This window comes from Heliorestis convoluta (assembly GCF_009649955.1).
GTDB lineage: Bacteria > Bacillota > Desulfitobacteriia > Heliobacteriales > Heliobacteriaceae > Heliorestis > Heliorestis convoluta.
On sequence record NZ_CP045875.1, the window covers coordinates 1,592,855 to 1,619,424 of the forward strand.

The following is a 26,570-nucleotide window of genomic DNA, read 5'->3' on the forward strand; positions in this document are numbered from 1 at the left end:
TAGAACATATAGATCAATCATGAAGGAATGAGTGATGATCATGATCACAGAATTAGATAAGAAGCTAATTCGTTTTTTACAAGACGACTTGCCGATCACTTCAAGACCTTTTACAGCCATTGCCCAAGAACTGGATATCACAGAAGAGGAAGTTTTGGCTCGAATTGAAAAATACTTGGAAGAGGGATCGATGCGTCGCTTTGGTGTCGCTTTAAGACACCGCGAAGTCGGCTTTACAGCCAACGGCATGGGATGCTGGGATGTACCTGAAGAGCGAGCTGAAGAAGTTGGAAAAATTATGGCTACCTTCCCTGACGTTTCTCACTGCTATCAGAGACCCCGCTTTGAAGGATGGCCTTACAGCCACTTTACAATGTTGCATGGGCAAACAAGAGAAGATTGCGAAGCTGTAGCCAAGCGCATCTCGGAAGCAACAGGCATCACCAACTATAGACTCCTTTTTTCTACAGCAGAGCTGAAGAAAACCAGCATGCGTTACTTTATGGAAGAAAAGTAAGGAGGTTACTCGGTTTGCATAAAGGATACCAACGTTCTGAAGCTCTTTTTGCTGAAGCAAAACAACTGATTCCGGGTGGCGTGAACAGTCCTGTTCGTGCTTTTAAAGCAGTTGGTGCCAACCCTGTTTTTATTGATAGAGCAGAAGGACCTTATCTCTATGATGTTGATGGCAATCGTTATATTGATTACGTCTTATCATGGGGACCTATGATTGCCGGTCATGCCAACGAAGAAGTTTCTGCAGCTTTGAAAGAAGCCATCGATCGCGGTACATCCTATGGTGCCCCCACAGAACTAGAGACTCGTCTGGCCCAGCTTCTTCTCGATGCTTTCCCCGCCATGGACATGGTTAGGATGGTGAACTCAGGCACTGAGGCAACGATGAGCGCCCTTCGTCTGGCTCGAGGTTATACCGGTCGCAACAAAATTGTGAAATTTGAAGGTTGCTACCATGGTCACGCTGATAGCCTCTTGATTAAAGCAGGCTCTGGTGCTTTGACCCTCGGTGTACCGACAAGTCCTGGTGTTCCAAGCAATATCGCCAACAACACAATTACAGCACCCTACAATGATCTAGAGACCATGAAAAAAATCTTCGAAGAAGCTGGCGATGATATTGCAGCTTTGATCATTGAAGGTGTACCTGGTAATATGGGTTGTATTCCGCCGAAAGAAGGATATTTGCAAGGTCTTCGTGATTTAACCCGTCAATATGGTGCCTTACTAATCATGGATGAAGTGATGAGTGGCTTCCGTGTTGCTTATGGCGGTGCGCAGGTTCTATACGATATTGAACCAGATATCACTTGCCTTGGTAAGATCATTGGCGGAGGCTTGCCTGTGGGTGCCTACGGTGGAAAAAAAGAAATTATGGAAATGATTGCACCAGCAGGTCCAATCTATCAGGCAGGAACACTTTCAGGCAATCCTTTGGCTATGACAGCAGGGATTGCTATGCTAGAAATCCTGAAGCGCCCGGGCACTTATGAAACGCTAGCAGAGAAAACGCGCTATGTAGCGGAAGGAATTGCAGCGGCTGCAAAAGATGCAGGCGTGCCCCTTTATAGCACTCGGGTAGGCTCTATGTTTTCTGGATTTATTACGACAGAAACAGTAGAAGACTTTGCATCTGCATGCACCTCTGATACAGAAGCTTTTGGAGCATACTTCAGAGCGATGTTAGAAGAAGGCGTCTATCTCGCTTGTTCCCAATTTGAAGCCGGCTTTATGTCCTTAGCACACAGCCAAGAAGATCTAGACTTTACGATTGCTGCTGCTCAGAAAGCTTTCCGCAAGGTAGCTGAAAGAAATGGTGGGAAATAAAGGGTGGATCGAAAGAAGATAGGTCGCCTGCTTACTTTGGTCTTTGTTTTTGCATTTGCTGCTGTGTTCTATTTTGCTTTTCTACAAGAAAGGAATCCACACGGCAACTTGGAAAAATGGGAAGTAGAACATGGTGATGTTGTACTCAATAATCAGAATCCTGAACGATTTTGCTATCAGTGTCACGTTGGAAGGGCTTCCTATTGTAACCAATGTCATGATGCGAATAACATTCAACTAGAGATACCTCTTCCTGAGTAGGTGGTCTTAGATAACTCCGCAGATAACCGATCTGCGGAGTTATCTTTTCATAGAAAAAATCTTTTTTCTATGAAAGGATTTTTTAACTTTGCATAGAATAGCTAGTGATAATACAAATGCAATTGATAATTGAAAAACTGTCAAATCCGATGCGGGGAAAGAGTACTGAGATACTGTTGCAGTTGATAGAGAGCCACTCTAGGCTGAAAGGTGGCACTGTCAGATCTCTTAGGGAAAATCATCCCCAAGGTGCAGGCTGAAAGCAAAGGCAAGTAAGCTGAGCCGGTAAGGTCACCGTTAGCAGACCGGGGCGAGTATTGTCTCGCCTTTCCAGGGAGATCTTTCTCTTCTATTATTAGGGTAGGAACCTGATAAGGGCTTGGAGCAGGATTTATAACGAATCTAGGCCTCCTGCCAAAAGGAAGATTTCCAAACAAGGGTGGTACCGCGAAAGTAAACCTTCGCCTCTTGAAAGAGGTGAAGGTTTTTTTAATTTCAAAAAAACATAAATAAAACGAGGTGTCAGGTATGAAGATGACCGGAGCGCAGGCCGTTGTGAATAGCTTACAAAAAGAAGGGGTAGAAGTAATCTTCGGCTACCCTGGTGGAGGCGTACTACCTCTATACGATGCCCTCTATGATTCTCCTCTCCGGCATGTTCTTACTCGTCATGAACAAGGCGCGGCTCATGCTGCCGATGGTTATGCTCGCGCGACTGGAAAAGTTGGTGTAGTCATTGCCACATCAGGTCCCGGTGCCACCAATCTGATTACGGGTATTGCGACAGCCAATATGGACTCTGTACCGATGGTATGTATTACAGGCCAAGTTGGTCTTTCGATTATAGGAAAAGACTCTTTCCAAGAAGCCGACATCACCGGTATTACAACACCCATTACCAAGCATAACTATCTCGTTAAGAATCCCAAGGACCTACCTCGCATTCTGCGCGAAGCCTTCCATATTGCCCAGACAGGTCGCCCAGGTCCTGTTGTAATTGACATACCCAAAGACGTCTTTACAGCAACGATTGATTATGACTATCCCGAAGAGATTGTTTTACGTGGTTACAAGCCTCTCTATGAAGGGAAAAAGAAAGAAATTGATGAAGTGGCAAAGGCCCTACAAAAAGCCAAAAAACCATTGCTTTTTGTAGGTGGAGGTGTCATATCTTCTGAAGCGACTGATCTTGTTCGTACCATTGTCGACCAGTATAAAATTCCTTTAATAAGTTCTTTCATGGGCTTAGGTGCCATAGAAGCGAAAGATCCTTGTAATTTGGGTATGGTAGGAATGCACGGAACTGTTGCAGCGAACATGGCTGTTATGGACTGTGATCTATTAGTAGGTCTCGGGGTGCGCTTTGATGACCGAGTGACAGGCTTGCTGGCGAAGTTTGCACCGAAAGCACAAATCGTCCACTTCGATATCGATCCTGCCGAAGTGAACAAGAATGTATCTACGCAATACCGTGTAATTGGTCATCTGAGATGGAGCTTACAATCGTTGCTAGAAAGCTTAGAGCATAAAATTGACACAAAAGTACAAGCAGACTGGACCCTTTGGCTGCAGCAAGTACAAAAATGGCATCAAGAAAATCCTCTGACTTTTAAGAATAGTGAAAAAGTTATTAAGCCGCAGTATGTCTTACAAGAGCTCGATAGACAAACAAAAAGCAATGCCATTGTAGTAACCGACGTAGGGCAACATCAGATGTGGACAGCACAGTACTATGGCTTCCATCGTCCTAGAACGCTAATTTCTTCTGGTGGCCTTGGTACAATGGGCTTTGGTCTACCAGCGGCGATTGGTGTTCAGATGGCCTGTCCCCAGGAGAATGTACTGCTTGTCACGGGTGATGGCTCATTATTAATGAACTGTCAAGAAATTGCGACGATTGTAGAACATCAACTGCCAATTAAAGTAGCTATCGTTAACAACCATGCTCTAGGGATGGTACGCCAGTGGCAGAGAATGTTCTTCCAACAGCGCTACTCTCATTCAACTTTCCATAATGGTGGCACTGATTATGTACGTCTGGCAGAAGCTTTCGGAGCGAAGGGCTTGCGAGCTACAACGCCGGAAGAAGTGCCTCAAGTCATCGCCAAAGCCCTAGAAATAGAGGGTCCTGTTTTCATCGATTTCCAAGTTTGTTCGGAAGAAAACGTCTTACCTATGGTTCCTGCTGGCGCTTCTCTGGATCAAATGATAGAAGGGGTGGTGGACTAGTCATGCGTCACACGTTAGCAGTACTGGTTGAAAATCGTCCTGGTGTACTTGTTCATGTATCGGGCTTAATTGCTCGCCGTGCCTTCAACATTGAAAGCATCTCAGCGGGCCATACAGAAGAACCTGATATGACTCGTATCACCATTGTCGTTGATGGTGATGAGCGCAATATAGAGCAGGTCGTAACACAACTTTCAAAATTAATTGATGTTATTAAAATCATTGATTTAACAGAAGAAGCATCGATTGAAAGAGAATTGGCGCTTATTAAAGTGAAAGCAACACCAGAGACTCGCTCTGATATTGTTGACATTGTTGAAATTTTTAGAGCCAAAATCGTTGATATTAATCGAGAGACAATGGTGATTGAACTTACTGGCGAAGAGCGCAAAATTGATGCCCTTTGCCAAGTATTACAAGATCATGGCATTGTCGAATTGGTTCGTACAGGTAAAATCGCTTTATCACGCAACCCTGGTGCGGCCAAAAACAAAGAATAAGCGGTACAAAGCACCGAGAGGAATCTGGAGGTTTTTTCTTTCCTATGGATAACCTCAGAGAGGTACGAAAAATTGACCATATCCGTCAAACGCTGGCCTTAGAAGATGGCCCCCAGGATAATGGTTTTTCTCATGTCCACTTGATTCATAATGCATTACCAGCACTGAATGTGGAAGAGATAGATCTTTCCCTTTCCTTTCTTGGCAAAAAAGTCAATTCTCCTCTCCTAATCAACGCAATTACAGGAGGCCATCAGTCCGTTACAGAGATTAACCGTCGACTGGCGCAGGTAGCAGCCAGGAAAGGCCTTGCGTTAGCAGTAGGTTCTCAATCGGCAGGGTTACGAAATCCTGAACTATGGTCTAGCTACAGCGTGGTGCGAGAGAATCATCCAGACGGTGTGATCATTGCCAATGTTAATGCTGATACAACGGTTACAGAAGCGCTTCGAGCTATAGAAGTCATTGAAGCGGATGGGATTCAAGTTCACTTGAATGTAGCACAAGAATTGGCCATGAAAGAAGGAGATCGGCATTTCAGAGACTGGATAAAAAGAATCTCTGATCTCGTTCAACATAGCCCCGTACCTGTCATCGTGAAAGAAGTGGGTTTTGGCATTTCCAAGGAAGTCGCTTTTGAACTCTTAGATAGAGGTGTCACTTACATTGATGTAGGTGGTGCCGGCGGAACGAACTTTGTATCGATTGAATTGAGACGGCAGAGTAAAGAAAACCGAGGCTTTGAGTCATGGGGAATTCCGACGGCTATGACCTTAGGAGAAGTGATTTGGGCTTACCAACAAAAAGGGATTCCTTTTCACGAAGGGGCTGTCATAGCCACCGGAGGGATTCGAAATGGTTGGGAGGCTGCAAAAGCACTGGCTATGGGCGCAACTGCATTTGGAATGGCTGGATCTATTCTTAAGCGCTTACTTCTTTCGGTGGTTCCTTCCCAAGAAGAAAGACTCATTCCACAAAGCTCTGACCTGAACGGACGAATAGAAGCTGTAGAAGATTACATTGACGATTTTGAGCAGGAATTGCTACAAGCGATGGTTTTAACGGGGAGTCAAAATCTACAGGACTTGCATGGAAAACCCTGTATTTTTACAGGAAGGGTAAAAGAATGGTTTGAGCAGAGAGAAATCGTTATTCAGAGGAATCGATAACGATAGAAATAATATTTCTCGAGATCAATGGTAAGAAAGAGAAAGTTTGTCGATATTTTATTGACGAGTTTTCTCTTTCTTTTTCGTTTGAGAGCATTCTCTGTCGGGCAACCTAAGGGTGGAGGTGAACAGAATGCCTCGATACCCTTTTGGAACCATTTTGTTAGCTCTCTCCTTTGTTTTCTTGTTTTTTGATATGGCAAAAAGCTTTCTAGAACGATTCCAGTTAACGAAAGCAGTGGCTCTTGTCATAATTTTGCTTTGGTGGGGCGCTTCTTACTTAGAACTTCCTCTTCAATGGGTCCGCTGGAACGTAACAATCAATGTAGGCGCCTTTCTTGTACCTCTTTTTCTAGGTTTATTTTTCTTGATTCGATCAGAAAGGACTTCTCTACGCTTGTGGGTGGCCATTGGCGCTGTCATTATCAGTGGTATTATGGGTCAACAGCTTGTTGGTATGGAACAGGAACACTTTTTTTGGGATGGTCGTATTTTATTCGTATTTCTAGGAGCTTTGGCTGCCCTACTGATTACAACAGATGCCAAAAATGCTTTAATAGCCTTATTATTAGGCCATCCTATTATAGAAGCCTCGACTTCTCTGCTAGCAGGGCCAAGAAGTTATTTTGATTCAACAGGATACTTACTAGGATCAGCGGTTGCTTTCGATCATGTCATTCTTGCTGCATTATTTCTATGGCCTCTTACCGTGCTCATGGAGCGCTTCGTAACCTATGAAGAAAGCGAAGCCAATGCCTGGTTACCACTGTATCTTTCCTCTGATAGCGAGAAAGAAAAGCAGCTAATGAACGAGATGGACGGTCAAGCCAATGAAGAGACCTTGGTGGAGCAGGAAGAATACAAATCAAAATAAAGGAAAGAGTTCATATTTTATTGGGCCTTTCCTAGGAACGATTTTTTTCTTTATAATGCTCTCGCTTGTAATAGGCGCTATCTATTTATCCATACCCTTGGATAGGATTGAAGCGATTCCACGTCAAGAAAGACAAGAAATTGTCATTTGGCCAGAAAAAAAACCTTTAGGATGGACCGAACGACAGTGGGTACCGGGAGAAAGCTTTATTGATCCCCAGGGAAGGCCTTGGAAGGTAACTTCGACGAGCAAGGGAGAAGTCGTTGTTTGGTCTGATCCCAATCTACTATCCTGTACCTCCGATCCTGTCTTATCTCAGGAGGGTTTTCCATTTTCCTTTCATCTTTCTTTTGAAAATAAATTGGGTACCATTGTACTTATTTATGATCAAAGGGAAGCTTTACAAGCGAGCTACTGGCAAGAAGCTCTAGGAGAACAGGGATACCAAGTAGAAATGGTTGCACACGAAGCAGCGCGCAGAGGGCAGATTCGAAAAGCCAAAGAAGCAGGACCATTGGCCATTCTTCGACTACAGGAAAGTGATCTTTGGAATTGGCAAGATGAAGAAGGAAAAGATAGAGTAATTTTTCTACTTGATCGTCATCCTAGAATGGATTCTAACCTTTCTTTTCTATTACGATGGCAAGAAGAAATTCCAGAACATCTTAGAGCCGTCATAATCTTCTGTCGTCAATCTTATGGGCAACACTTTTTTCCTCGTTCCGTTGATATCATGGTCCCCTCTAGATTGTCAAAACAAGATATAGAAGTATTATCAACAAGCTTAATCTCTGCATTAAACCCTTTTCTTGACGAATAGTGAGCAGTCCGTCATAATGGTGAAAAGGATGAAGAAAAAGGGAGGATCGGGCCGTGCAAGCAGCAGGAGGCGTCATTGAGCTGTTGATCCCGCCGGTCTCGGTGCCCGTATTGGTCTAAAAAAAGGTGATAGGCTCTTAAGCCTGAATGGTCAAAAGGTTTATGATCTTTTAGACTACGGCTTTATGATTCGCCAAGAACAAGTGCAATTGAAAATACTTGATCAAACCACCGGGTTAACCCGGTGGTTTGAGATTGAAAAAGATGAAGATGATGATCTAGGCATCTTATTTGAACAGGCAACTTTTGATGGTATACGACGTTGCCATAATAACTGCTTGTTTTGTTTTGTCGATCAAATGCCTTCAGGCATGCGTTCTTCTCTTTATGAAAAAGATGATGATTTTCGCTACTCTTTCTGGCATGGTAGCTTTATTACCTTGACCAACTTGCGCGAAGAAGATTTTCAGCGCTTGCTTTCTATGCGACTGAGTCCCCTTTATGTATCGGTACAAGCAACGGATGAAGGCGTGCGCAGAAAATTATTGCGAAATGCAAAAGCAGGTCAGATTCTAGAACGTTTGCGGAGACTTGTCGACGCCCGTATAGAACTACATTGTCAGGTTGTAGCTTGCCCTGGTATCAACGATGGGGATGTGTTAGAAAAAAGCCTAGAAGATCTCTGGACTTTGGGTTTTGGTCTTGCCTCTGTCGCTGTTGTACCTGTGGGATTGACCCACCATCGAGAAGGATTGTTCGAATTACGTCCTTTCCAACAAGATGAAGCGAAAAACCTTATTCAGCAAATTGAAATCTGGCAAGATAAAGCGATGAAAGAAAGAGGAGAAAGAGTTTTCTTTGCCGCTGACGAGTTCTATTTGTTGGCTCATCAAGAATTTCCTGATAGTGAGGCCTATGATGAGTACAGTCAGCTAGAAAATGGTGTTGGGATGAGTCGCCTTTTTATCGATCAATGGCACCAAGGGGCAAAACAATGGCTTACATCAGGTACTGTTCAGATAGATAGAAGTAAGAGGCCTGATAAAATTTATATTGTTGCAGGAAAATCGGGACAACAAGTCTTGCAACCTTTGCTTGATGAAACAGAAGAAAAGTACGGTATTAATTGGTCAGACTTAGGCGTGCAAGTACTGGCTGTAGAAAATCAATTTTTTGGGTCCACTGTAACAGTAACAGGCTTGTTGACAGGAAAAGATATTGTTGAACATATGACAAAGCATAAACTTTCTGTTACGAGACAGGATATGTTGATATTGCCTTCAATCATCTTTCGAGCAGAAGGCGACGTGACCCTAGACGACATGACAGCTACAGAGATATCGACCCAATTAGGGTCTATACCCTTTACAGTTGTTGAAGCACAAGGAGATTCTCTGCTGAAAGCTTTGATCTGGCCTAGAGAATCCTGAGGAAGGAAGGAAAATACAATTATGGCGAAACCAATTGTCGCAATTGTAGGACGACCGAATGTAGGAAAATCAACACTATTTAACCGGATCAGTGGGGGAAGAGTGGCGATTGTAGAAGATCAGCCAGGGGTAACACGAGATAGAATTTATCGCGATGCCCAATGGCTTGATCGTCCTTTTACCTTAATTGATACAGGCGGCTTAGAATTGGGTGATTATGAAAATCCATTCTCCGACGTCGTTCGAAAGCAAGCCCAGTTGGCCATAGAAGAAGCAGATTTGGTTCTTTTTGTTGTTGACGGCAAGAACGGACTGACAGCAGAAGACGAAAAAATTGCTGATATCTTACGAAGAACACAAAAGCCGGTACTCCTTGTTGTTAACAAAATCGAAGATTTTTCCAAAAATCAATACATGGAGTTTTATGCCTTAGGTCTTGGCGATCCCATTCCCGTTTCAGCATCACATGGTATGAATACAGGTGATCTGCTCGATATGGTTGTAGCAGCTTTGCCAGAGATTGAAGAAGACTATGCACCAGACGTGATAAAAATTGCCATCATTGGCCGCCCCAACGTAGGTAAATCTTCATTGACCAACGCTATGTTAGGCCAAGAAAGAGTGATTGTATCCGATATTCCAGGAACGACTCGCGATGCCATTGATACGCCTTTTGAACGTGATGGCAAACATTATGTGGTCATTGATACAGCAGGAATGCGTCGTAGAGGAAAAGTAGAAGAAGCGATAGAACGATACAGTGTGATGCGTTCCTTACGAGCTGTTGATCGCTCTGATGTTGTACTCATGGTTATTGATGCTGTAGAAGGTGTAACAGAGCAAGATAAAAAAATTGCAGGATATGCCCACGAAGGCGGAAAAGGTTGTATACTAGTATTAAATAAGTGGGATCTTGTTCAAAAAGACGATAAGACGATGCAGCGTTATGATAAGGTTATTCGCTCGGAACTTGGGTTTATGCAATATGCGCCGACCATGTATGTGTCCGCCAAAACAGGACAGAGGCTGCCAAAAATTTTAGAGATTGTAGACTTTGTCTCTGAACAAACAAATCGACGAATTAGCACATCGATCCTGAATGAATTGCTTGCTGATATTGTACGTGTTACACCGCCACCGACAGATAAAGGTAGAAAACTAAAAATCTACTATGCTACACAGGCTTCGGTCAAACCACCCACTTTTGTTCTTTTTGTTAATGACGAAGAGCTTTTTCATTTTTCTTATCGTCGACATATTCAGAATCGTTTTCGAGAAACTTTTGGTTTTGAAGGCTCCCCCATTCGATTTATTATTCGACAACGAGAAAAAGAAAAAGATTGAACATTTGTCCTTTTGTAGGTGACAGAAAGGGGGCAAAGTTGCTATATTTATGAACATGACGATGGACACGACTTTATTGTTACTATTTATTGCTGCCTTTTTTCTGGGTTCGATTCCTTTTGCATATCTTGCAGGACGTCTAAAAGGGCTAGACATTCGTCAACATGGCAGTGGAAACATTGGTGCAACCAATGCTTTTCGCGTACTTGGTAGCGCCATGGGGGCGACCGTTTTGTTACTTGATGCAGGGAAGGGGGTTGTAGCTACCCTCTGGGCTTTTTCTTATGCTGGTGAGACAGCCGCTGTCATTGCCGGTCTTGCAGCTATTATGGGGCATACTTATTCTCCTTTTATGAGGTTTAAGGGTGGAAAAGGTGTAGCCACAGCAGCCGGGGTGGTTATTACACTTGTTCCAGAAGTAGCTTTAATTTGTATTATACTTTTCGCAATTGTTGTAGCAATCTCCAAGTATGTATCCTTGGGATCCATTGTCGTTGCCCTTGCTTTACCTATTCTGATTTTTTTATTCAATAAACCATTATCCTATCAAATCTTTGCCTTAGCCACAGCTCTCTTTGTTATATATCGTCATGTTCCCAACATAAAGCGTCTCCTTGCTGGACAAGAGAACTCAATTCGCCGCAATTATCCTAAATTTTAAGATGCACTGAGAACATAGAGGAGGTAATTATTGTGAATCTGAAGAAAGTTGCTGTACTCGGAGCTGGGAGTTGGGGTACTGCTTTAGGACGACTGCTCGCGCAGTCAAATCAACAAGTGCAAATATGGGCTCGACGACCTGAATTGGCGAAAGAAATTAATAGCTATCGTGAAAACCGTAGATACTTGCCTGGTGTTTTATTACCAGCGCGTGTGCGCGCTTGTTCTGATATAGATGAAGTATTGAACAATGCATCGACTCTCGTTATTGCCGTTCCATCTTCAGCTTTACAAGAAACATTAGAAAAATTAGAAGGCAAAATTACGCCTGACACTTTGATCATTAACACAACCAAAGGATTAGAACCTAAGACGTTTCGTCGTCCCAGCCAAATATACAAAGATACTTTGCCTGCAGAGCTTTATCAGAGAATGGTAGTTTTGTCGGGGCCGAGTCACGCCGAAGAAGTCGCAAGAGACATTCCCACAACAGTGGTTATCTCCGCAGAAAATCGGGCTACAGCAGAAGAAGCTCAAGACTTACTGATGCGCTCTCGTTTTCGCGTCTACACCAATCCTGACCTAGCTGGTGTAGAATTAGGCGGTGCTTTGAAAAATATCATTGCTTTATCTTGTGGTGTTGCAGAAGGGCTTGGTTTTGGAGATAATACCAAAGCAGCCCTTGTCACGCGAGGTCTGGCCGAGATAACTCGACTGGGCGTTGAAATGGGTGCCAATGGTGCAACTTTTTCGGGTCTTTCTGGCTTAGGCGATTTGGTTGTAACTTGTACGAGCAAGCATTCCCGAAATATGCGTTTTGGTATTTTATTAGGCAAGGGCAAATCTTGTCACGATGCTTTGAATCAGATTGGACAAACTGTAGAAGGCATTCGTACGGCAGAAGCAGCTTATCAATTGTGCCAGCAGAAAAATATTGAAATGCCAATTACAACGGAATGCTATAAAGTGCTTTTCGAAGGCCTCTCTCCTTCTGAAGCCGTAGAAAACTTAATGGGACGAGACAAGACTTATGAAGTTGAAGAAGGCGTCAAAGACTGGTGTTAACACCAGTCTTTCTTATTTTCAAGCATATCTCCATGAACGGATACATAACCATTGAAAGGGCCTATAAGAAAAAATCCTGCTCCAGCAAAAGCTTGTTGTCATAGACCTGTCCAAAAGAACATATACATTTTAGCGTTAAGGCCTGTCAACGGAATTATAGGGGGACTATCCCTACCCGGCGGCCAGGGCAGGAAACCAAAACCGATAAGGAGGGAGAAGGCCGATGGAAAAGCTTGACATATTTCGAGACATTAGCGATCGTACTGGTGGCGATATCTATATCGGGGTGGTAGGCCCGGTCCGCACGGGTAAGTCCACCTTTATCAAACGATTTATGGAGCACCTTGTCTTACCAAATATCAAAAACATACATGATAAAGAGAGAGCTCGTGACGAGCTGCCTCAATCCGGTGCCGGTCGTACCATTACGACGACAGAACCTAAGTTCATACCCAATGAGGCCGTAGAAATTGGTGTTAAAAGCGGTATAAAAATGCGTGTACGCATGGTTGACTGTGTCGGCTATACTGTTGAAGGGGCTCTAGGCTATGAAGAAGAAGAAGGGCCTCGTATGGTGATGACACCATGGTCTGAGAACGAAATGCCTTTCCAAGATGCAGCAGAGATGGGAACAAGGAAAGTCATTGCCGATCACTCTACCATTGGTGTTGTAATGACAACGGATGGATCCATCAGTGATATACCGAGAGAAGCCTATGTGGAAGCAGAAGAAAGAGTCATTGAAGAGCTTAAAGAATTACAAAAACCTTACATTATCATTCTAAACTCCTTGCATCCCCATGCCAAAGAAACTGTTGAAATGGCCTATACCCTAGAAAGCTACTATCAAGTTCCTGTACTACCTCTAAATGTAGCTACATTAACGCAAGATGATATTCTTAAAATACTAGAAGAAGCACTTTATGAGTTTCCTGTCACAGAAGTGAATATCAACTTACCACTCTGGATTGAAGAACTCGATAACAAACATCCGTTACGTCAAAAATTTGAGAGTGCTGTTCGTGATACAATCGCACAAGTAAAGCGTTTGCGAGATATTGATATGGCTGTAGAGGCCCTGGCCAATTACGATTTTGTGCAGGATGTCTTCCTAGAGCAAATGGATTTGGGCAATGGTGCTGCCACCATTGAAATGACAGCACCAGAAGGCATGTTCTATCAAGTTCTGCAAGATGAAACAGGCTTTACCATTACAGGCGATCATGATCTACTGCGTCTAATGAAAGATCTTGCCTTAGCGAAAAAAGAATATGACAAAGTCGCTACGGCTTTAGAAGATGTACGTCAAGAAGGATATGGTGTCGTCAACCCCAGCCTTGAAGAGATGTATCTCGAAGAGCCTGAACTGATTAAGCAGGGAAATCGCTTTGGTGTCAAACTAAAAGCGAGTGCGCCTTCATTGCATATTATAAGAGCGGATATTACAACAGAAATCACTCCAATTATTGGGACTGAAAAGCAATGCGAAGAACTGGTTCGCTACATCCTTGAAGAGTTCGAAGAAAATCCGCAAAAAATCTGGGAATCAAATATCTTTGGCAAGTCTCTCCACGATTTAGTACGAGAAGGTGTTCAGAACAAGTTACAAAGAATGCCTGATAATATACAAGGCAAACTACAAGATACACTTCAAAGAATTGTCAATGAAGGAAATGGTGGACTTATCTGCATTATTATTTAATAAAGAAAAGCCGGGAAAAGCTCCCGGCTTTTTTCCCTGTCATAATCAAGCAGGGATTTTGTTATGGAAGTGGTATTAATGTAGTATATATTATCATAAGGTCCTCTAAGCCAAAGCACCTAGCTTGTGCAACAGTGGCTTACTTTGAAATGAAAGTTCGAAAGGGGTCTTTTTATTAAGATGAAGATGATTGTAGTTAACGGAAGTCCCAATCCCCAAGGAAATACAGCAACATTATTACAAGCTGTTGTTGATGAATTAGAAAAAAATCAAGTAACTGTGCAGTGGCTTCAGGCTGCAGAATTAATCGCAAGTGCACGTCATCCTTTCTGTACGGCCTGTTCCACCCCTTGCTCTGCTGTTTGTTACAAAGGAACAAATCTCGAGCAAGCTTTTGATGATATATCCCAAGCCGACGCTGTAATTTTTGGAAGCCCTGTCTACTTTGGAACTGTCAGTGGACAGTTGAAAGCTTTTTTTGATAAAACGAGAAAAATTCGTGGGCAGAAAGCTTGGCTTGGATTACCGGCTTCCGCTGTAACAACAGGGGCTTCTCGTTTTGGCGGACAAGAAACGACGGTGCGAGCCCTTCATGACATGATGCTGGTACAAGGCATGACAGTCCTAGGCGATGGTCATATTGAACATGATTGTGGTCACTTTGGTGCGTCGGCACAAAGACCGGTCGATCAAGATCAGGATGGGCTTTTGCGGGCAAAAATTCTGGCCAAACGTATGATGGAAGCGGCAAGGCAATATAAGCAAAGGAAATAACTCCGAAAGCGTAAAGCGAGGATGGTGAGTACAGTGGTCTTGCGAGAAGTGCTAGAATGCCGAGAAGAGGAGATGCTATCTCCTTTTGCCTGCAAAGCTGGCAAAAGTAAAGGACGGCTTCGCGCAGAAAAGGAATGTCATATAAGAACGGCTTATCAACGAGATCGTGATAGAATTATACATTCCAAATCCTTTCGTAGATTAAAGCATAAGACGCAAGTCTTTATATCTCCAGAAGGTGACCACTTTCGTACTCGACTAACTCATACCTTAGAAGTGGCTCAAATTGCAAGAACCATTGCTCGAGCACTTGCTCTGAATGAAGATTTAACAGAAGCAATTGCTCTGGGCCATGACCTAGGCCACACTCCCTTTGGTCACGCCGGCGAAGAAGCCCTAGACCGAGTTTTCCCTCCCGGTTTTTCTCATAGCAAACAAAGTTTACGCGTCGTTGATGTTTTAGAACAAAAAAATGGACTCAATCTTACCTGGGAAGTCCGTGATGGTATCGCCAACCACTCCAGTCATGGACGACCTTCCACATTAGAAGGACAGATAGTGCGCTGGGCCGACCGATTTGCCTACATCAATCATGATATTGACGATGCCATTCGTGGTGGCATTATTAAAGAGCAGGAGTTACCGGAAAAGTATGTTAAAGTTCTAGGAGATCGCCATCGTAGCCGGATCAATACCATGGTTATGGATATGATTGAAGCTTCATGGAACCAGGAAGAGATTCGTCTTAGCCGAGAAGTGGAAGAAGCCATCTGTTCTTTACGGGATTATATGTTTAAGAATGTCTATATAGGATCTGCCGCGAAAAGAGAAGAAACAAAAGCCAAAGACTTGGTGATTTCTCTTTATCAATTCTTTTTGGCGCAACCACACCTATTACCAACAGAATTTCAGAAAATGATCGATGGCTTTGGATTAGAAAGAGCGGTTGTCGACTATATCTCCGGCATGACGGACCGCTTTGCATTAAAAACATATGAAAAATACTTTTTACCCTCTCCTTGGTTCGTTGGTAGGGACTAGATCGCAAGAACATTAGATATAATATAAAAGATAAGAAGAAGTATATTAAAAAAATGTCGAAAATATGGAGGAAATGTTCTTTTTACCTAGAATAGAAAGATGAGAATTCTGCCTGGAGAGGTAAAGCAGGATTTATGCGAAAGATGGCGAATCTTTTATAAGGTGATGTACTTTGCGCGATCCCCAAACAATAGAAGAGATTCGTCATCGTATTGACATTGTGGAAGTGATCTCCCAATATGTTCCTCTCAAAAGACAGGGAAATCGTTTTGTAGGACTTTGTCCTTTCCATCAAGAAAAGACACCGTCTTTTTCAGTGTCTCAGGATAAGCAGTTTTTTCACTGCTTTGGTTGTGGTACTGGCGGCGATGTCTTTACATTTGTCATGCTGCAGGAGAATCTTACCTTTCCAGAGTCTCTCAAAAGACTGGCAGAGCAAGCGGGAGTTTCACTACCCGAGGCAGATCGAACGCCAGCCCAAGAAGCAGCTCGACGAATGATAGAAAAAGGACGAGCGCTTCATAAAAGAACGGCAGAGCTTTTCTTACAGTGTCTTCGAGAAGATCCCCAGGGACGTCAAGGACGGGAATACTTACACAAAAGAGGTGTCAGTGACCAGGTTGCTGTAGCCTTTGGCTTGGGATTTGCTCCTCTTCAATGGGAGTTTTTGACGAAGCAACTTGTTCAAGAAGGCTATAGTCCTGAAGAGTTGGAACGTTTTGGCCTTGTTGTCAGAAGGGCAGGCGGAGAAGGCTATTACGATCGATTTCGAAATCGCCTAATCTTTCCGATTTTTGACAACCAGGGTCGGCCGATAGCTTTTGGTGGTCGTGTACTAGGCGATGAAATGCCGAAGTACTTGAACTCACCAGAAACGCCTTTGTACAAGAAGGGGCAGCAACTCTATGGACTACATGTGGCAGGACCTTCCATACGAGAAAAAGGCTTGGCCATTCTTGTGGAAGGCTACATGGATGTAATTGCTTGTCACCAACATGGAATTACACAAGCTGTAGCAACACTAGGAACAGCTCTAACAGCTGAACAAGGTCGTCTGTTGTTACGATACAGCTCTTCTATTTTAATTCTTTACGATGGTGATAGAGCAGGAATTGCAGCGACAGAGAAAGCTGGTCTAATATTGACCTCTATGGGTGCTCGGGTGCAGGTCTTGCAATTACAGGATGGGATGGATCCCGACGATTTCTTACAAAGCCAAGGTGCTGAACAACTATGGAAAGTGATCGATAAGGCACCTTCTTACTTTGAATACCGCTATGAACAAGTTCGCCAACGCCATGGCCCTACGTCAATTCAAAGTAAAGTTGCATCGATTCGAGAATTGGCACCGGATCTACTAGCCATTCCAAGTGCCGTAGAGCAAGAAGCAACGGTACAATGGCTGGCTAGGCAAGTCGGTTTATCAGAAAGCTCAATTGTAGAAGAATTGCGAAGTCTATCTCAAGGGGGACCTTCTTATTCAAGGGATAGAAAGGAAAATCCATGGCATACTAATTCTATCCAAAGGAACATATCGCAGGATTCTGAAGGTAGAGAGAGAAGAAGTTATTCGTACGATTCTACTTCCATCGATGCAGAAGAAAGCAGCCGACTTGCACAAGCATGGCGCTATCTAATATATTGGATGATCGGGGAGGCACAGCGAATTGGCTGGGTACGAGATCGTATGAACGAAGAAATCCCAACGCTTTACGAGCCTATAAAGGAGATCGTAGAGTCTTTGATGACGATAGAACAACACAAGACCGGTTCTGTCGTTAGAGAAGTAACAGAGGCATTAAAAACGGATAAAGCCAGGCGCTATTTGAGTGCCTTGCTTGTCGACGATCCAGCACCTGCCTGGGAAAATCATGTCATTGAGGACTGTATTAACACAATACGGTACGGGTGGTTACTCGAAGAAATAGGGCGACTAGAGAGACAAATCAATCGTTGCTACCAAGAACAAGATGACCAAGAACTGCGGCATCTATTACCACAACTGGCGAAATTACAGCAACTAAGAAGTCGAGCTGGTCGCATACATGGAACGGTGCCTTTAGGTGGTCGGCAGGATCAACGGTCCTGGTCTAAGGGGGGAACCACAGATGAAAGAAGAGCAGAAAGATGAACAGGCAAAACAACTTCAAAATGTACAAGATCTGATTTCCAGAGGCAAGCAGAAAGGTCTCCTCACATACCAAGAAATCATGGATGCTCTGCAAGGTGTGGAAATGACAACAGAGCAAATTGATGAAGTCTACGAACAACTTGGTAATCTGGGGATCGACGTTGTTCCAGACAACACAGAAGAAACGCTTGATAAGGGCGAGGAGCCGATCATTCGAGAAGAAGAGGAAATCGAGGTCGACCTTTCTGTTCCCGAGGGAGTAGGGATCGACGATCCTGTTCGAATGTACTTAAAGGAGATCGGGCGGGTTCCCTTATTATCAGCAGAAGAAGAGATAGAACTTGCCAAAGCGATGGAAGAAGGCGACGAAGAAGCAAAAAGAAGGCTTGCAGAAGCGAACCTTCGACTTGTTGTGTCTATCGCCAAACGATATGTAGGCAGAGGTATGCTATTTCTTGATCTGATTCAAGAAGGAAACCTAGGACTGATCAAAGCAGTTGAAAAATTTGACTATCGGAAGGGTTACAAGTTTTCAACCTATGCGACTTGGTGGATTCGTCAGGCTATTACGAGAGCAATTGCAGATCAAGCAAGAACAATTCGTATTCCCGTACACATGGTAGAAACGATCAACAAATTGATTCGTGTGTCAAGACAACTGTTGCAAGAATACGGAAGAGAGCCTTTGCCTGAAGAAATCGCCAAAGAAATGGAAATTCCTGTAGAGAGAGTCCGAGAGATTATGAAGATCGCCCAGGAACCAGTATCTTTGGAGACGCCGATTGGTGAAGAAGAAGACTCTCACTTGGGAGATTTTATTGAAGATCAAGATGCACCAGCTCCAGCTGAAGCGGCTTCTTTTATCTTATTAAAGGAACAACTAGAAGAAGTGCTCGAAACATTGACTCCACGAGAAATGAAAGTATTGCGATTGCGCTTTGGTTTAGACGATGGCCGATCTCGAACTTTAGAAGAAGTGGGTCAGGAGTTCGGTGTAACTCGTGAGCGTATACGACAAATTGAAGCAAAAGCTTTACGAAAGCTACGCCATCCCAGTCGCAGCAAAAAATTAAAAGATTATTTGGATTAAATAGGCTATTGACGAATGGTGGATCCTATAATATAATCTATAAGGACTTAAGAGACATCCCCACTTCGGATGAGGGATGTCGTGACGGGCCTATAGCTCAGCGGTAGAGCGGCCGGCTCATAACCGGTTGGTCCCTGGTTCGATCCCAGGTGGGCCCACCAATAATGGTGTTAAGCACCCCTTTGCCTATTCAGGCAAAGGGGTTTTTGACTTTTATAGCCCTCTTCGTGCTAACCCCCCATGCCCGGTCGGGCACAACCAATGATGAAAATCAATATTTCCTGATCACATTGGGGTTACTTCATAGAGGGGCCCGGTCATCACGCTTTCCTCCGCTCTGGACTGGTCCCACGCTGTTACCGCCAGCTTGCTGCCGCTCATGGCGTGGGATGAGTCCGTTCGGAAGGAAATCATAACGCCTGACCCCACCACAGAGTATCTATTTCATAATAAAAGGCATTTACCCCATTGAGGTTGATAAATAGACAGAGAGGAATTGTAAACCATGGATTTAAGTATGCGCCTTGCTCGGTTGGCAGAGCTGGTACCCGCATCGACGGTATTAGCCGATGTAGGAACCGATCATGCCTATTTGCCTGTCTCCCTTGTCAAGTCTGGGAAAATAGATAGAGCCATTGCTATAGATGTTCATCAAGGTCCAGCAGAGGCCGCTCGGCAACATGTGAAAGCCTTTCACGTGGAAGATAAGATTGAAGTACGTGTAGGCGATGGCTTAGAACCTCTGCAAGCTGGAGAAGTAGAGACGGTTGTAATTGCTGGCATGGGTGGAGGAACGATTCAGAAAATCCTACAAGAAGGCGCAAGTGCCGGCAAAGTAGAGACGATAGAGCGAATGGTTTTACAACCCTTAGAAGGAGCAGCTTCTTTACGGAAGTGGCTTCTAGACCAGGGTTGGGTGATTGTCGAAGAAGATCTTATAGAAGATAACAAGCGAATCTATGAAGTCATCGTTGCTGAGCAGGGTTCAGAAGGTACAACGGAGAAAAAGAATAAAAACCATGATAGAAATGATAGAGAAGGAAGCAACATAGAGACAAAGAAAGTCATCACTGAAGCGATAGAATGTTTATTAGGACCAAGATTATTAGACAAAAAACATCCCCTTCTCTTGCCAGTTGTCGAAAAACATATCCAAAAAGAGCAAAATGCATTAGAAGGTATGCAAGCGGGACGAAAGATAGATCAAGAAGCTCTCGCTGCAAAGGCAAAGAGAATCAAAGAATTAGAAGAGGTGAGAAGATGGCTCTTGCATGCGGAAGAATCATCGAATGGATTGAAAGAATAGCGCCACAAGCTTTGGCGGAGCATTGGGATCAAGTAGGATTGCAAGTAGGTCATAGTGCAACAGAAGTGAAAAAGGTTTATCTCGCTCTAGATCTTGATGAGGCTGTCCTCGAACAAGCCCTAGAGAAAGAATGCCAAATGATTGTTTTGCATCATCCCTTTATCTTCAAGCCCTTACACCATTTGCGCTGGGATACACTACAGGGGCGCTTGATCAAAAAAGTGATCGAAAATAACCTGCAAATCTATGTCGCCCATACCAACCTTGATATTGCGCGAGGCGGCGTTAACGATGTACTCGCAGAAAAGCTAGGCTTAGAAAATGTGGAGCCCTTGTATGAGAATAAGAAAGAAGAACTTGTAAAAATTGCCTACTTTGTACCTTTAGAAGATGAGAAAAAAGTGCGACAAGCCATTGGTGATGCCGGTGCTGGTCATATCGGGCAATACAGCCACTGCACGTTTCGAACAGAAGGAACAGGTACTTTTTTGCCCTTACAAGGAGCCAACCCCCATATTGGCGCTGTTGGTACGATAGAAGAAGTCAAGGAAATGCGTGTGGAAACGATTGTACCCCAGAAAAAACTAAAAGCAGTCTTGAAAGCTTTGTTCAAAGCACACCCCTACGAAGAAGTGGCCTATGATATCTATCCACTGCAAAACGAAGGAGAGAAAAATGGTCTCGGACGTATTGGCCTACTGGCCACACCTCTTGCGATAAAAGACTTTGCAGAAGAAGTGAAGCAAAAGCTAAATCTCACATCGTTACGCTGGGTTGGCCTCGACGTAGAGAGAAAAGTGAAAAAAATAGCCCTTTGCGGTGGTTCCGGTGGATCGACCATTGGACATGCTCGTTATAGAGGTGCAGACTTACTGCTAACTGGCGATATCAAATATCATGAAGGCCAAGAAGCATTGGCACTGGGTATCGATCTTTTTGACGCCGGTCATTTTGCCACAGAGAAACCAGCGATGGATCGTTTGGCTCAATATTTACAAGACAAAGCGAAGGAAGAGAAGCGGAATCTAGAATTTTTTGTACATGAACCCAATCAGGATCCATTGCGATTGTTATGATTTTTGGAAAGAGGTGGAACTTATGCGCTATGGTATCATCTCTGATATTCATGGGAACGTCAATGCTTTGAAAAATGCTCTGAATCTGTTACGAGATGTTGATCAGATTGTCTTTCTTGGTGATGTACCCAATCATCGCAATGGCAAAGGTTTTCAAGAAACATTAGAGATTCTTCACAGAGAAAACGTAAAGGCTGTTCGTGGCAATTGTGATGCTTACGTTCTTTCACAGTATCGTTCCGGTGAAATCGATGAAAGCTTATGGAATTTTTATGCTTCATGGCCTATTGAAGACAGGAAAGACAATGAAATCTTATGGGTCCATGGCGGTCCTCGTGATCCACTTGGTGAGAGAATTGTTGATGAAGAAAGAGCATGGAAAAACTTCCATGCTCAAGATTTTCGAATATGCTTTCACGGACATCAACATACAGTAACTTGCTTTGAATATGAACAAGGAGATGTTCGCTCCATCTCCTTACAGGAAGGCGTCGCCTTCTACCTGCATGACCACTGTCGTTATATTGTTGGAGTGGGCTCTGTTGGAGATCCTCGAGACAGCAGTCGAGGAAGTCTTGTACTCTATAATCAATCTACCTCAGAAATTGTAGTGAAACGCCTTCCTATAGACTAACGTAGCGGAAAACTTTTATGACTCTAGCTTATTACTTGCTCTATTTACCTTTTGATACCCTTTCTTTTTGAACAAATTGCTTAATAAGGGTGTAAGAAGAAGTAGCAAGAGTACCCAAAGACCAAAGTAGACAAGGTACTGCCAGAGGGACAAAGAGCGATAGCCAAGGAAGGTATAAAAGGCAATGGCCGGTGTCTGCCCTAAGGCAGTACCCCAGGCAAAGGACCACCAAGTAAGGCGTGATAAGCCAAAGGCGTAAGAAGTGAAGTCAAAAGGCATAAAGGGCAAAAGTCTGGTAAAAAGGACTGCCATAGAGCCATAGGTTGCTAAAAAGGTGTCGATCTTACCCAAAAAGCCATCTTGCACGAATTGAGCGACAAAAGGACGACCCAATTGACGAGCTATCCAGAAGCAGAAAAGGGCACTCGCTAGGGAACTGAACCAGGAAAGAAAAAAGCCTAGCCACTTTCCAAAAATGGCTCCATTGACGATAAAGATCAGGATAGACGGAATGGGCGAGACAAAAGCCTGAAAAATCATGAGCAGAAAAGAGATAATGGGAGCGGCCATACCAAAAGAAAGTACATAATCTCGTAAGCCTGAGAAATTGCCTGTAACCATGAGTTCTGTCGCTAAAAATAGATTTTGACGTAGAACCGGTATAATCGCAAAAGCAATGATAACAACGAGTAGGAGAATCCAAGGTAGGTAGGATAGCTTAAAAGGAATCTTCAAGACAAACCTCCTTGCTTCGCTCCTATGAAAAAAGGAATGGGATCAATGGAAGCAGCAGCCACCATTTTAGCAGGTGGACAGAATGTACGGATGGGAAAGAACAAATCTCTTTTACCAATTGGGGAAAAATTACTAATTGACCTTATTATAGAACAACTTCAGTCGGTTGTGCAAGAAATCATTATCGTCACCAATGAGCCAGAACTATATAGAGACCAGAATGTAATCTTTACAAAAGATCGACTTTCTTATAGAGGCCCTCTTTGTGGGATACACGCTGCCTTACTTCAATCAACCTATCAATATAATTTTATCGTTGCTTGCGATATGCCTTTTATTCAAGCACAGTCTATTAGAGAGCTTTTGGAGTTATCACCAGGCTATGATGTGGTTGTACCGAAGATAGGGAAGCACTTGCAACCGCTGTACGCCGTCTACTCAAAGAACTGTTTACCAGCTATCGAAAAGTCTCTTCAGCGTGGTGAAAGAAAAGTTGTAGCTTTTTATGATCAAGTTCGGGTTCGCTATGTGGAAGAAGAGATCATCAATCAATGGGGCTCTTTAGAACAACTATTTTTCAATGTGAATACACCAGATGACTACGCCAAGGCGAAGGAAAAAATTAAAGAGGGCACTTGAATCATGAATAAAAGAACCAAAGCTTGGCCGATCCAGCGTCTCTATGAAGGAGGCCAAAGAGAAGAATTGTTAGAAGACCAATTGGTCGTAGAATGGCCCCTAACCATTTATCTCAATGGGCAAGAAGTGGTTACGCTGCTTACGACACCAGAGTATGAAGAGCATCTAGCCATCGGTTTTTTGGCGGCTGAAGGCTTTATCCGAAAAGCGGATGACATTGAGATGGTTCGCTCTGATGCAGAGAAAGGCCAGGTCTTTGTAGAAGCAAAAGCTGGACAAGTGGCTGAAAAAACTTTCATGAAACGTTTTATCACAACAGGTTGCGGCAAGGGGACTTCTTTTTATCATCTCGATGATGTGCAGCGCAGCAAAAAAATCGCCAACTCTTCAATGAAGGTAAAAGCAGAAACCGTCCTAGAGTTGATGAAAAAAATGCAAACTTTATCAGAACTATATCAACAGACCGGTGGCGTTCACTCCGCAGCCCTTTGTAATAAGCAAGAGATATCTATCTATCGAGAAGATGTAGGACGACACAATGCTGTTGATAAGATCATAGGCCAATGCTTTATCAATCAAGAATCGCTTCATGATAAACTTCTCCTTACATCAGGTCGAATTTCTTCAGAAATACTAACCAAAGTAGCTAAAATGTCCATCCCCATACTTGTGTCTCGTTCTGCACCAACCGACTTAGCGGCGTCCTATGCTGAACAACTGGGCATTACTTTAATTGGCTTTGCCCGAGGACAACGAATGAACATTTATAGCCATCGTGATCGCATCCTAGTTTGAGTGTTCTCTATAACCGATCTAACCGATGAACCAATGACTATCTCAATGTGAGAAGGGTGAAAATGAAAAAAATACCGATCCTATCAGTGGTGGGAACGTCTAACTCTGGCAAAACGACATTAATAGAAAAAGTGATTCAAGATTTAAAACGAAAAGGCTACCGCATCGCCATTATCAAGCATAGTCACAAAGACTTTGAGATAGATCGACCTGGTAAAGACACCTATCGCCATGGACAAGCTGGGGCCGACATCGTTGTCTTATCGTCGCCTTACAAAGTGGCTATCATGGAGACAGTGCAGGAAGAAAGGGATCTCGAAAAAATAGTTCAAAGCATCACAGAAGTAGACTTGATTTTGACAGAAGGGTACAAAAAGGGTAATCAGAAAAAGATAGAAGTGCATCGTGCTTGCCTAGGAAGAGGAATCATTACACCTATGGAAGAGTTACTAGCGGTTGCTTCTGACGACTCTCTTGACTTGACTGTGCCGCTACTCCATATCGATGATATTGAGGGAATTACGCAGATAATTGAGCAGTTTATAAATGAAAAACAACAAAAAAGTTGTTGAAGCCTTGAGCAACCTTTGTTTTTTACAGAAAGGTTGCTCAATCTTTTTAAATAAAAGTGGAAAATTCTTTTATGACTTTAATCCTTGAATTCGCTTTTCAATTCCAATAAAATATCAGTTATAGTGAAAAATCATTCAAGCGCTAGAGGGTCTTTTTTGTGAACTATCTGTTTTAGCAAAAATCATGCATCTAAGAAGGAATTATAAGTAAGGAAGCGAATAGAAGTCCTTGTGACAATAAGGAGAAATAAGACAACTTGTTTTAATATATATATATAAATAGAGTTGCATCTTGGCTTGTGAGAATTTACGCATTTCAAGATTTCTTTTTACTTCCACAGACTTCTATAGGTTTTTTATAAAACAGAATTATGGCCATTGATCATACTCTAGAATCTCTACGACTGATAATGCATGGAGGAGGTCGAGTCTACGATGGGATCGATTGAAATGTCCAAAACAGTACCAGAGAGCGATGACTTTCGAGCTCTTTTGAAAGATCAATATGACGCCGATGTTTCTCTTTGTTATCAATGTGGGAAATGCTCTGCCGGCTGTCCTGCTGCTTTTGCCATGGAGAACACAGTGCGGCAAATCATACGTATGGTTCAAGTAGGCCTAATCCAAGAAGCTTTAAGTACCTATAGCATATGGGTATGTGCTTCCTGTGAGACTTGTTCTACACGCTGCCCTCGCCACGTAGAACCAGCAAAAGTGATGGAATCCTTACGCATTGAAGCGAAGAAAGCAGGCCTTGTTGCTGATAAAAGAGCCGATCTATTTAATGATCTATTCTTACAATCTGTATCCAGCCACGGTCGTCTCCATGAAGTGGGCCTCATTATGCGCTACAATATTTTATCAGGTCAATGGTTTAAAGATGCAGAACTAGCGCCTTCCATGATGTTGCAAGGAAAACTAAAGATTTTACCAGAATCGATTAAGAATAAAGAAGCAGTAGCCAAAATATTCGAGAATGTGCAAAAGAAAAGAGGTGGCAAAAAGTGAAGTATGGTTTCTATCCTGGCTGCTCCCTTCACGGAACAGGCCTTGAATATGGACTATCCACCCATGCCGTTGCCAAAAAAATAGGGCTCAACCTTGTAGAGATTCCAGATTGGAACTGCTGTGGTGCCTCTTCTGCACACAATCGAGATCCTCTCTTAGCACAAGCCTTGCCAGCGCGTAACCTGGCGCTGGCAGAACAATATGGTCTCAATGATGTGGTGATTTCATGTGCTGCTTGTTATCAACGTTTAAAAATTGCAGAGCTAGCAACACAAGATAAAAAAGCTCGTGTGGAAATCGAAGAAGTTATAGAAATGAAGCTAAAAGGACAAGCGAAAGCACGCTCCATCCTTGAGGTTTTTGCCAATGATATTTCTTTAGAAAAAATTCAATCTCACGTTGTAAAGCCTCTACAAGGACTTAAAGTCGCTTGCTATTATGGCTGTCTCTTTGTAAAGCCGCCTGAAGTAGCCATTGACAGTTCTGAAAATCCTCTCATGATGGATGAAATCATTAAAACTTTAGGCGGAACACCGGTAGACTGGGCCTACAAAACAGAATGCTGTGGCGGCTCTTTATCAATTACACGGACGCAAGCGGCTGTTGAAATGACAGCACAGGTCTTACGCTATGCCAAGCTTGCTGGAGCAGACTGTATTGCTACGCCTTGTCCGCTCTGCACTTCTAACTTAGATATGCGGCAAAAAGCAGCGGAGAAAGCCTTAGGTATCTCCTTCAATTTGCCAATTTACTATTTTACAGAACTGATGGGAACTGCTTTTGGCCTTGCTCCGAGTGAGCTTGGGCTTGATAAGCACTTCGTAGAAGCCAAGTCTCTGCTTCAAAATCTAAGCGCCACAGAGGCTCAATGAGG

The 26,570-nt window shown here is 43.3% G+C and carries 26 protein-coding genes, 1 tRNA gene and 1 pseudogene; 27 read left to right on the top strand and 1 reads right to left on the bottom strand.

What is annotated here, in order from left to right; translation table 11 throughout:
* The first annotated feature begins 34 nt into the window (after window positions 1–34).
* The 22 genes and pseudogenes from ahbB to FTV88_RS07715 all read left to right on the top strand — a co-directional run bounded on the left by ahbB (window position 35) and on the right by FTV88_RS07715 (window position 21,947).
* Window positions 35–517: a siroheme decarboxylase subunit beta gene (gene ahbB / locus FTV88_RS07615; RefSeq protein ID WP_368277569.1), complete on the top strand. Its 483-nt coding sequence runs from the start codon at window positions 35–37 to the stop codon at window positions 515–517.
* Window positions 518–531: 14 nt separating this feature from the next.
* Window positions 532–1,842: a glutamate-1-semialdehyde 2,1-aminomutase gene (hemL, locus tag FTV88_RS07620; protein ID WP_153725081.1), complete on the top strand. Its 1,311-nt coding sequence runs from the start codon at window positions 532–534 to the stop codon at window positions 1,840–1,842.
* Between the two features lie 3 nt (window positions 1,843–1,845).
* Window positions 1,846–2,103 (top strand): hypothetical protein, encoded by a 258-nt coding sequence (locus FTV88_RS07625; RefSeq protein WP_153725082.1) that lies wholly within the window; start codon window positions 1,846–1,848, stop codon window positions 2,101–2,103.
* 528 nt (window positions 2,104–2,631) lie between these two features.
* Entirely contained in the window at window positions 2,632–4,332 is a 1,701-nt protein-coding gene (gene ilvB, locus FTV88_RS07630) for a biosynthetic-type acetolactate synthase large subunit (RefSeq protein ID WP_153725083.1), read from the top strand.
* Between the two features lie 2 nt (window positions 4,333–4,334).
* Window positions 4,335–4,832, top strand: a complete 498-nt coding sequence (gene ilvN / locus FTV88_RS07635; RefSeq protein ID WP_153725084.1) for an acetolactate synthase small subunit — start codon at window positions 4,335–4,337, stop codon at window positions 4,830–4,832.
* Between the two features lie 44 nt (window positions 4,833–4,876).
* Window positions 4,877–6,001 carry a type 2 isopentenyl-diphosphate Delta-isomerase gene (fni, locus tag FTV88_RS07640; RefSeq protein WP_153725085.1) on the top strand — a complete coding sequence of 375 codons (1,125 nt, stop codon included), beginning with the start codon at window positions 4,877–4,879 and terminating at the stop codon, window positions 5,999–6,001.
* A gap of 133 nt (window positions 6,002–6,134) precedes the next feature.
* Window positions 6,135–6,875 (top strand): hypothetical protein, encoded by a 741-nt coding sequence (locus tag FTV88_RS07645; RefSeq protein ID WP_153725086.1) that lies wholly within the window; start codon window positions 6,135–6,137, stop codon window positions 6,873–6,875.
* A 55-nt stretch (window positions 6,876–6,930) separates the two neighbouring features.
* Window positions 6,931–7,695 carry a hypothetical protein gene (locus tag FTV88_RS07650; RefSeq protein WP_153725087.1) on the top strand — a complete coding sequence of 255 codons (765 nt, stop codon included), beginning with the start codon at window positions 6,931–6,933 and terminating at the stop codon, window positions 7,693–7,695.
* A 91-nt stretch (window positions 7,696–7,786) separates the two neighbouring features.
* Window positions 7,787–7,900, top strand: a pseudogene (locus FTV88_RS16045) (PDZ domain-containing protein); the annotation flags it as partial.
* Window positions 7,880–9,124 (top strand): DUF512 domain-containing protein, encoded by a 1,245-nt coding sequence (locus FTV88_RS07655; protein WP_153725088.1) that lies wholly within the window; start codon window positions 7,880–7,882, stop codon window positions 9,122–9,124. The pseudogene FTV88_RS16045 and the gene FTV88_RS07655, both read left to right, overlap by 21 nt.
* A 21-nt stretch (window positions 9,125–9,145) precedes the next feature.
* Window positions 9,146–10,468, top strand: a complete 1,323-nt coding sequence (der, locus tag FTV88_RS07660) for a ribosome biogenesis GTPase Der (protein WP_153725089.1) — start codon at window positions 9,146–9,148, stop codon at window positions 10,466–10,468.
* A 55-nt stretch (window positions 10,469–10,523) separates the two neighbouring features.
* Complete coding sequence (gene plsY, locus FTV88_RS07665; RefSeq protein ID WP_438266912.1) at window positions 10,524–11,129, top strand: glycerol-3-phosphate 1-O-acyltransferase PlsY; 606 nt, start codon at window positions 10,524–10,526, stop codon at window positions 11,127–11,129.
* Between the two features lie 38 nt (window positions 11,130–11,167).
* The gene (locus FTV88_RS07670) at window positions 11,168–12,193 is read left to right on the top strand and encodes an NAD(P)H-dependent glycerol-3-phosphate dehydrogenase (RefSeq protein ID WP_153726564.1); all 1,026 of its coding nucleotides are present in this window, start codon (window positions 11,168–11,170) and stop codon (window positions 12,191–12,193) included.
* A 223-nt stretch (window positions 12,194–12,416) separates the two neighbouring features.
* On the top strand, window positions 12,417–13,895 hold the full coding sequence (gene spoIVA, locus FTV88_RS07675) for a stage IV sporulation protein A (RefSeq protein WP_153725091.1): 1,479 nt from the start codon (window positions 12,417–12,419) through the stop codon (window positions 13,893–13,895).
* A 180-nt stretch (window positions 13,896–14,075) separates the two neighbouring features.
* Window positions 14,076–14,669, top strand: coding sequence for a flavodoxin family protein (locus FTV88_RS07680; RefSeq protein WP_153725092.1), 594 nt, complete (start codon window positions 14,076–14,078; stop codon window positions 14,667–14,669).
* Window positions 14,670–14,702: 33 nt separating this feature from the next.
* Window positions 14,703–15,710, top strand: coding sequence for a deoxyguanosinetriphosphate triphosphohydrolase (locus FTV88_RS07685; protein ID WP_207707933.1), 1,008 nt, complete (start codon window positions 14,703–14,705; stop codon window positions 15,708–15,710).
* A 172-nt stretch (window positions 15,711–15,882) separates the two neighbouring features.
* The gene (gene dnaG, locus FTV88_RS07690; protein ID WP_153725094.1) at window positions 15,883–17,841 is read left to right on the top strand and encodes a DNA primase; all 1,959 of its coding nucleotides are present in this window, start codon (window positions 15,883–15,885) and stop codon (window positions 17,839–17,841) included.
* Complete coding sequence (gene rpoD, locus FTV88_RS07695) at window positions 17,819–18,931, top strand: RNA polymerase sigma factor RpoD (protein WP_153725095.1); 1,113 nt, start codon at window positions 17,819–17,821, stop codon at window positions 18,929–18,931. The genes dnaG and rpoD overlap by 23 nt, the downstream gene beginning before the upstream one ends.
* A gap of 86 nt (window positions 18,932–19,017) precedes the next feature.
* Window positions 19,018–19,092, top strand: a tRNA-Ile gene (locus tag FTV88_RS07700).
* A 344-nt stretch (window positions 19,093–19,436) separates the two neighbouring features.
* Window positions 19,437–20,237, top strand: a complete 801-nt coding sequence (locus FTV88_RS07705) for a tRNA (adenine(22)-N(1))-methyltransferase (protein ID WP_153725096.1) — start codon at window positions 19,437–19,439, stop codon at window positions 20,235–20,237.
* Window positions 20,192–21,313: a Nif3-like dinuclear metal center hexameric protein gene (locus FTV88_RS07710; RefSeq protein ID WP_153725097.1), complete on the top strand. Its 1,122-nt coding sequence runs from the start codon at window positions 20,192–20,194 to the stop codon at window positions 21,311–21,313. Before FTV88_RS07705 ends, FTV88_RS07710 begins: the two co-directional genes overlap by 46 nt.
* A 22-nt stretch (window positions 21,314–21,335) precedes the next feature.
* The gene (locus tag FTV88_RS07715) at window positions 21,336–21,947 is read left to right on the top strand and encodes a metallophosphoesterase family protein (protein ID WP_162007946.1); all 612 of its coding nucleotides are present in this window, start codon (window positions 21,336–21,338) and stop codon (window positions 21,945–21,947) included.
* Between the two features lie 15 nt (window positions 21,948–21,962).
* Here FTV88_RS07715 and FTV88_RS07720 read toward each other — a convergent pair whose 3' ends face one another.
* On the bottom strand, window positions 21,963–22,682 hold the full coding sequence (locus FTV88_RS07720; protein WP_153725099.1) for a TVP38/TMEM64 family protein: 720 nt from the start codon (window positions 22,680–22,682) through the stop codon (window positions 21,963–21,965).
* A gap of 45 nt (window positions 22,683–22,727) precedes the next feature.
* Between FTV88_RS07720 and mobA the strand changes: the two genes are divergently transcribed.
* From mobA to FTV88_RS07745, 5 genes are all read left to right on the top strand, one after another.
* Window positions 22,728–23,321: a molybdenum cofactor guanylyltransferase gene (gene mobA, locus FTV88_RS07725; protein ID WP_153726565.1), complete on the top strand. Its 594-nt coding sequence runs from the start codon at window positions 22,728–22,730 to the stop codon at window positions 23,319–23,321.
* 3 nt (window positions 23,322–23,324) lie between these two features.
* On the top strand, window positions 23,325–24,116 hold the full coding sequence (fdhD, locus tag FTV88_RS07730; protein WP_153725100.1) for a formate dehydrogenase accessory sulfurtransferase FdhD: 792 nt from the start codon (window positions 23,325–23,327) through the stop codon (window positions 24,114–24,116).
* Between the two features lie 62 nt (window positions 24,117–24,178).
* Window positions 24,179–24,688: a molybdopterin-guanine dinucleotide biosynthesis protein B gene (mobB, locus tag FTV88_RS07735; RefSeq protein WP_153725101.1), complete on the top strand. Its 510-nt coding sequence runs from the start codon at window positions 24,179–24,181 to the stop codon at window positions 24,686–24,688.
* A 435-nt stretch (window positions 24,689–25,123) separates the two neighbouring features.
* Window positions 25,124–25,696 (top strand): 4Fe-4S dicluster domain-containing protein, encoded by a 573-nt coding sequence (locus FTV88_RS07740; RefSeq protein WP_153725102.1) that lies wholly within the window; start codon window positions 25,124–25,126, stop codon window positions 25,694–25,696.
* On the top strand, window positions 25,693–26,568 hold the full coding sequence (locus FTV88_RS07745) for a CoB--CoM heterodisulfide reductase iron-sulfur subunit B family protein (RefSeq protein WP_153725103.1): 876 nt from the start codon (window positions 25,693–25,695) through the stop codon (window positions 26,566–26,568). The genes FTV88_RS07740 and FTV88_RS07745 overlap by 4 nt, the downstream gene beginning before the upstream one ends.
* The last annotated feature ends 2 nt before the right edge of the window (window positions 26,569–26,570 follow it).

Coding starts and splice junctions, on each gene's coding strand:
- spoIVA (WP_153725091.1), top strand. CDS start 12,417: ATGGAAAAGCTTGACATATTTCGAGACATTAGCGATCGTACTGGTGGC.
- ilvB (WP_153725083.1), top strand. CDS start 2,632: ATGAAGATGACCGGAGCGCAGGCCGTTGTGAATAGCTTACAAAAAGAA.
- FTV88_RS07650 (WP_153725087.1), top strand. CDS start 6,931: ATGCTCTCGCTTGTAATAGGCGCTATCTATTTATCCATACCCTTGGAT.
- fni (WP_153725085.1), top strand. CDS start 4,877: ATGGATAACCTCAGAGAGGTACGAAAAATTGACCATATCCGTCAAACG.
- FTV88_RS07655 (WP_153725088.1), top strand. CDS start 7,880: ATGATTCGCCAAGAACAAGTGCAATTGAAAATACTTGATCAAACCACC.
- ahbB (WP_368277569.1), top strand. CDS start 35: ATGATCATGATCACAGAATTAGATAAGAAGCTAATTCGTTTTTTACAA.
- FTV88_RS07715 (WP_162007946.1), top strand. CDS start 21,336: ATGCGCTATGGTATCATCTCTGATATTCATGGGAACGTCAATGCTTTG.
- rpoD (WP_153725095.1), top strand. CDS start 17,819: ATGAAAGAAGAGCAGAAAGATGAACAGGCAAAACAACTTCAAAATGTA.
- fdhD (WP_153725100.1), top strand. CDS start 23,325: ATGAATAAAAGAACCAAAGCTTGGCCGATCCAGCGTCTCTATGAAGGA.
- mobB (WP_153725101.1), top strand. CDS start 24,179: ATGAAAAAAATACCGATCCTATCAGTGGTGGGAACGTCTAACTCTGGC.
- FTV88_RS07740 (WP_153725102.1), top strand. CDS start 25,124: ATGGGATCGATTGAAATGTCCAAAACAGTACCAGAGAGCGATGACTTT.
- FTV88_RS07645 (WP_153725086.1), top strand. CDS start 6,135: ATGCCTCGATACCCTTTTGGAACCATTTTGTTAGCTCTCTCCTTTGTT.
- der (WP_153725089.1), top strand. CDS start 9,146: ATGGCGAAACCAATTGTCGCAATTGTAGGACGACCGAATGTAGGAAAA.
- FTV88_RS07680 (WP_153725092.1), top strand. CDS start 14,076: ATGAAGATGATTGTAGTTAACGGAAGTCCCAATCCCCAAGGAAATACA.
- mobA (WP_153726565.1), top strand. CDS start 22,728: ATGGAAGCAGCAGCCACCATTTTAGCAGGTGGACAGAATGTACGGATG.
- plsY (WP_438266912.1), top strand. CDS start 10,524: ATGACGATGGACACGACTTTATTGTTACTATTTATTGCTGCCTTTTTT.
- FTV88_RS07710 (WP_153725097.1), top strand. CDS start 20,192: ATGGCTCTTGCATGCGGAAGAATCATCGAATGGATTGAAAGAATAGCG.
- FTV88_RS07705 (WP_153725096.1), top strand. CDS start 19,437: ATGGATTTAAGTATGCGCCTTGCTCGGTTGGCAGAGCTGGTACCCGCA.
- ilvN (WP_153725084.1), top strand. CDS start 4,335: ATGCGTCACACGTTAGCAGTACTGGTTGAAAATCGTCCTGGTGTACTT.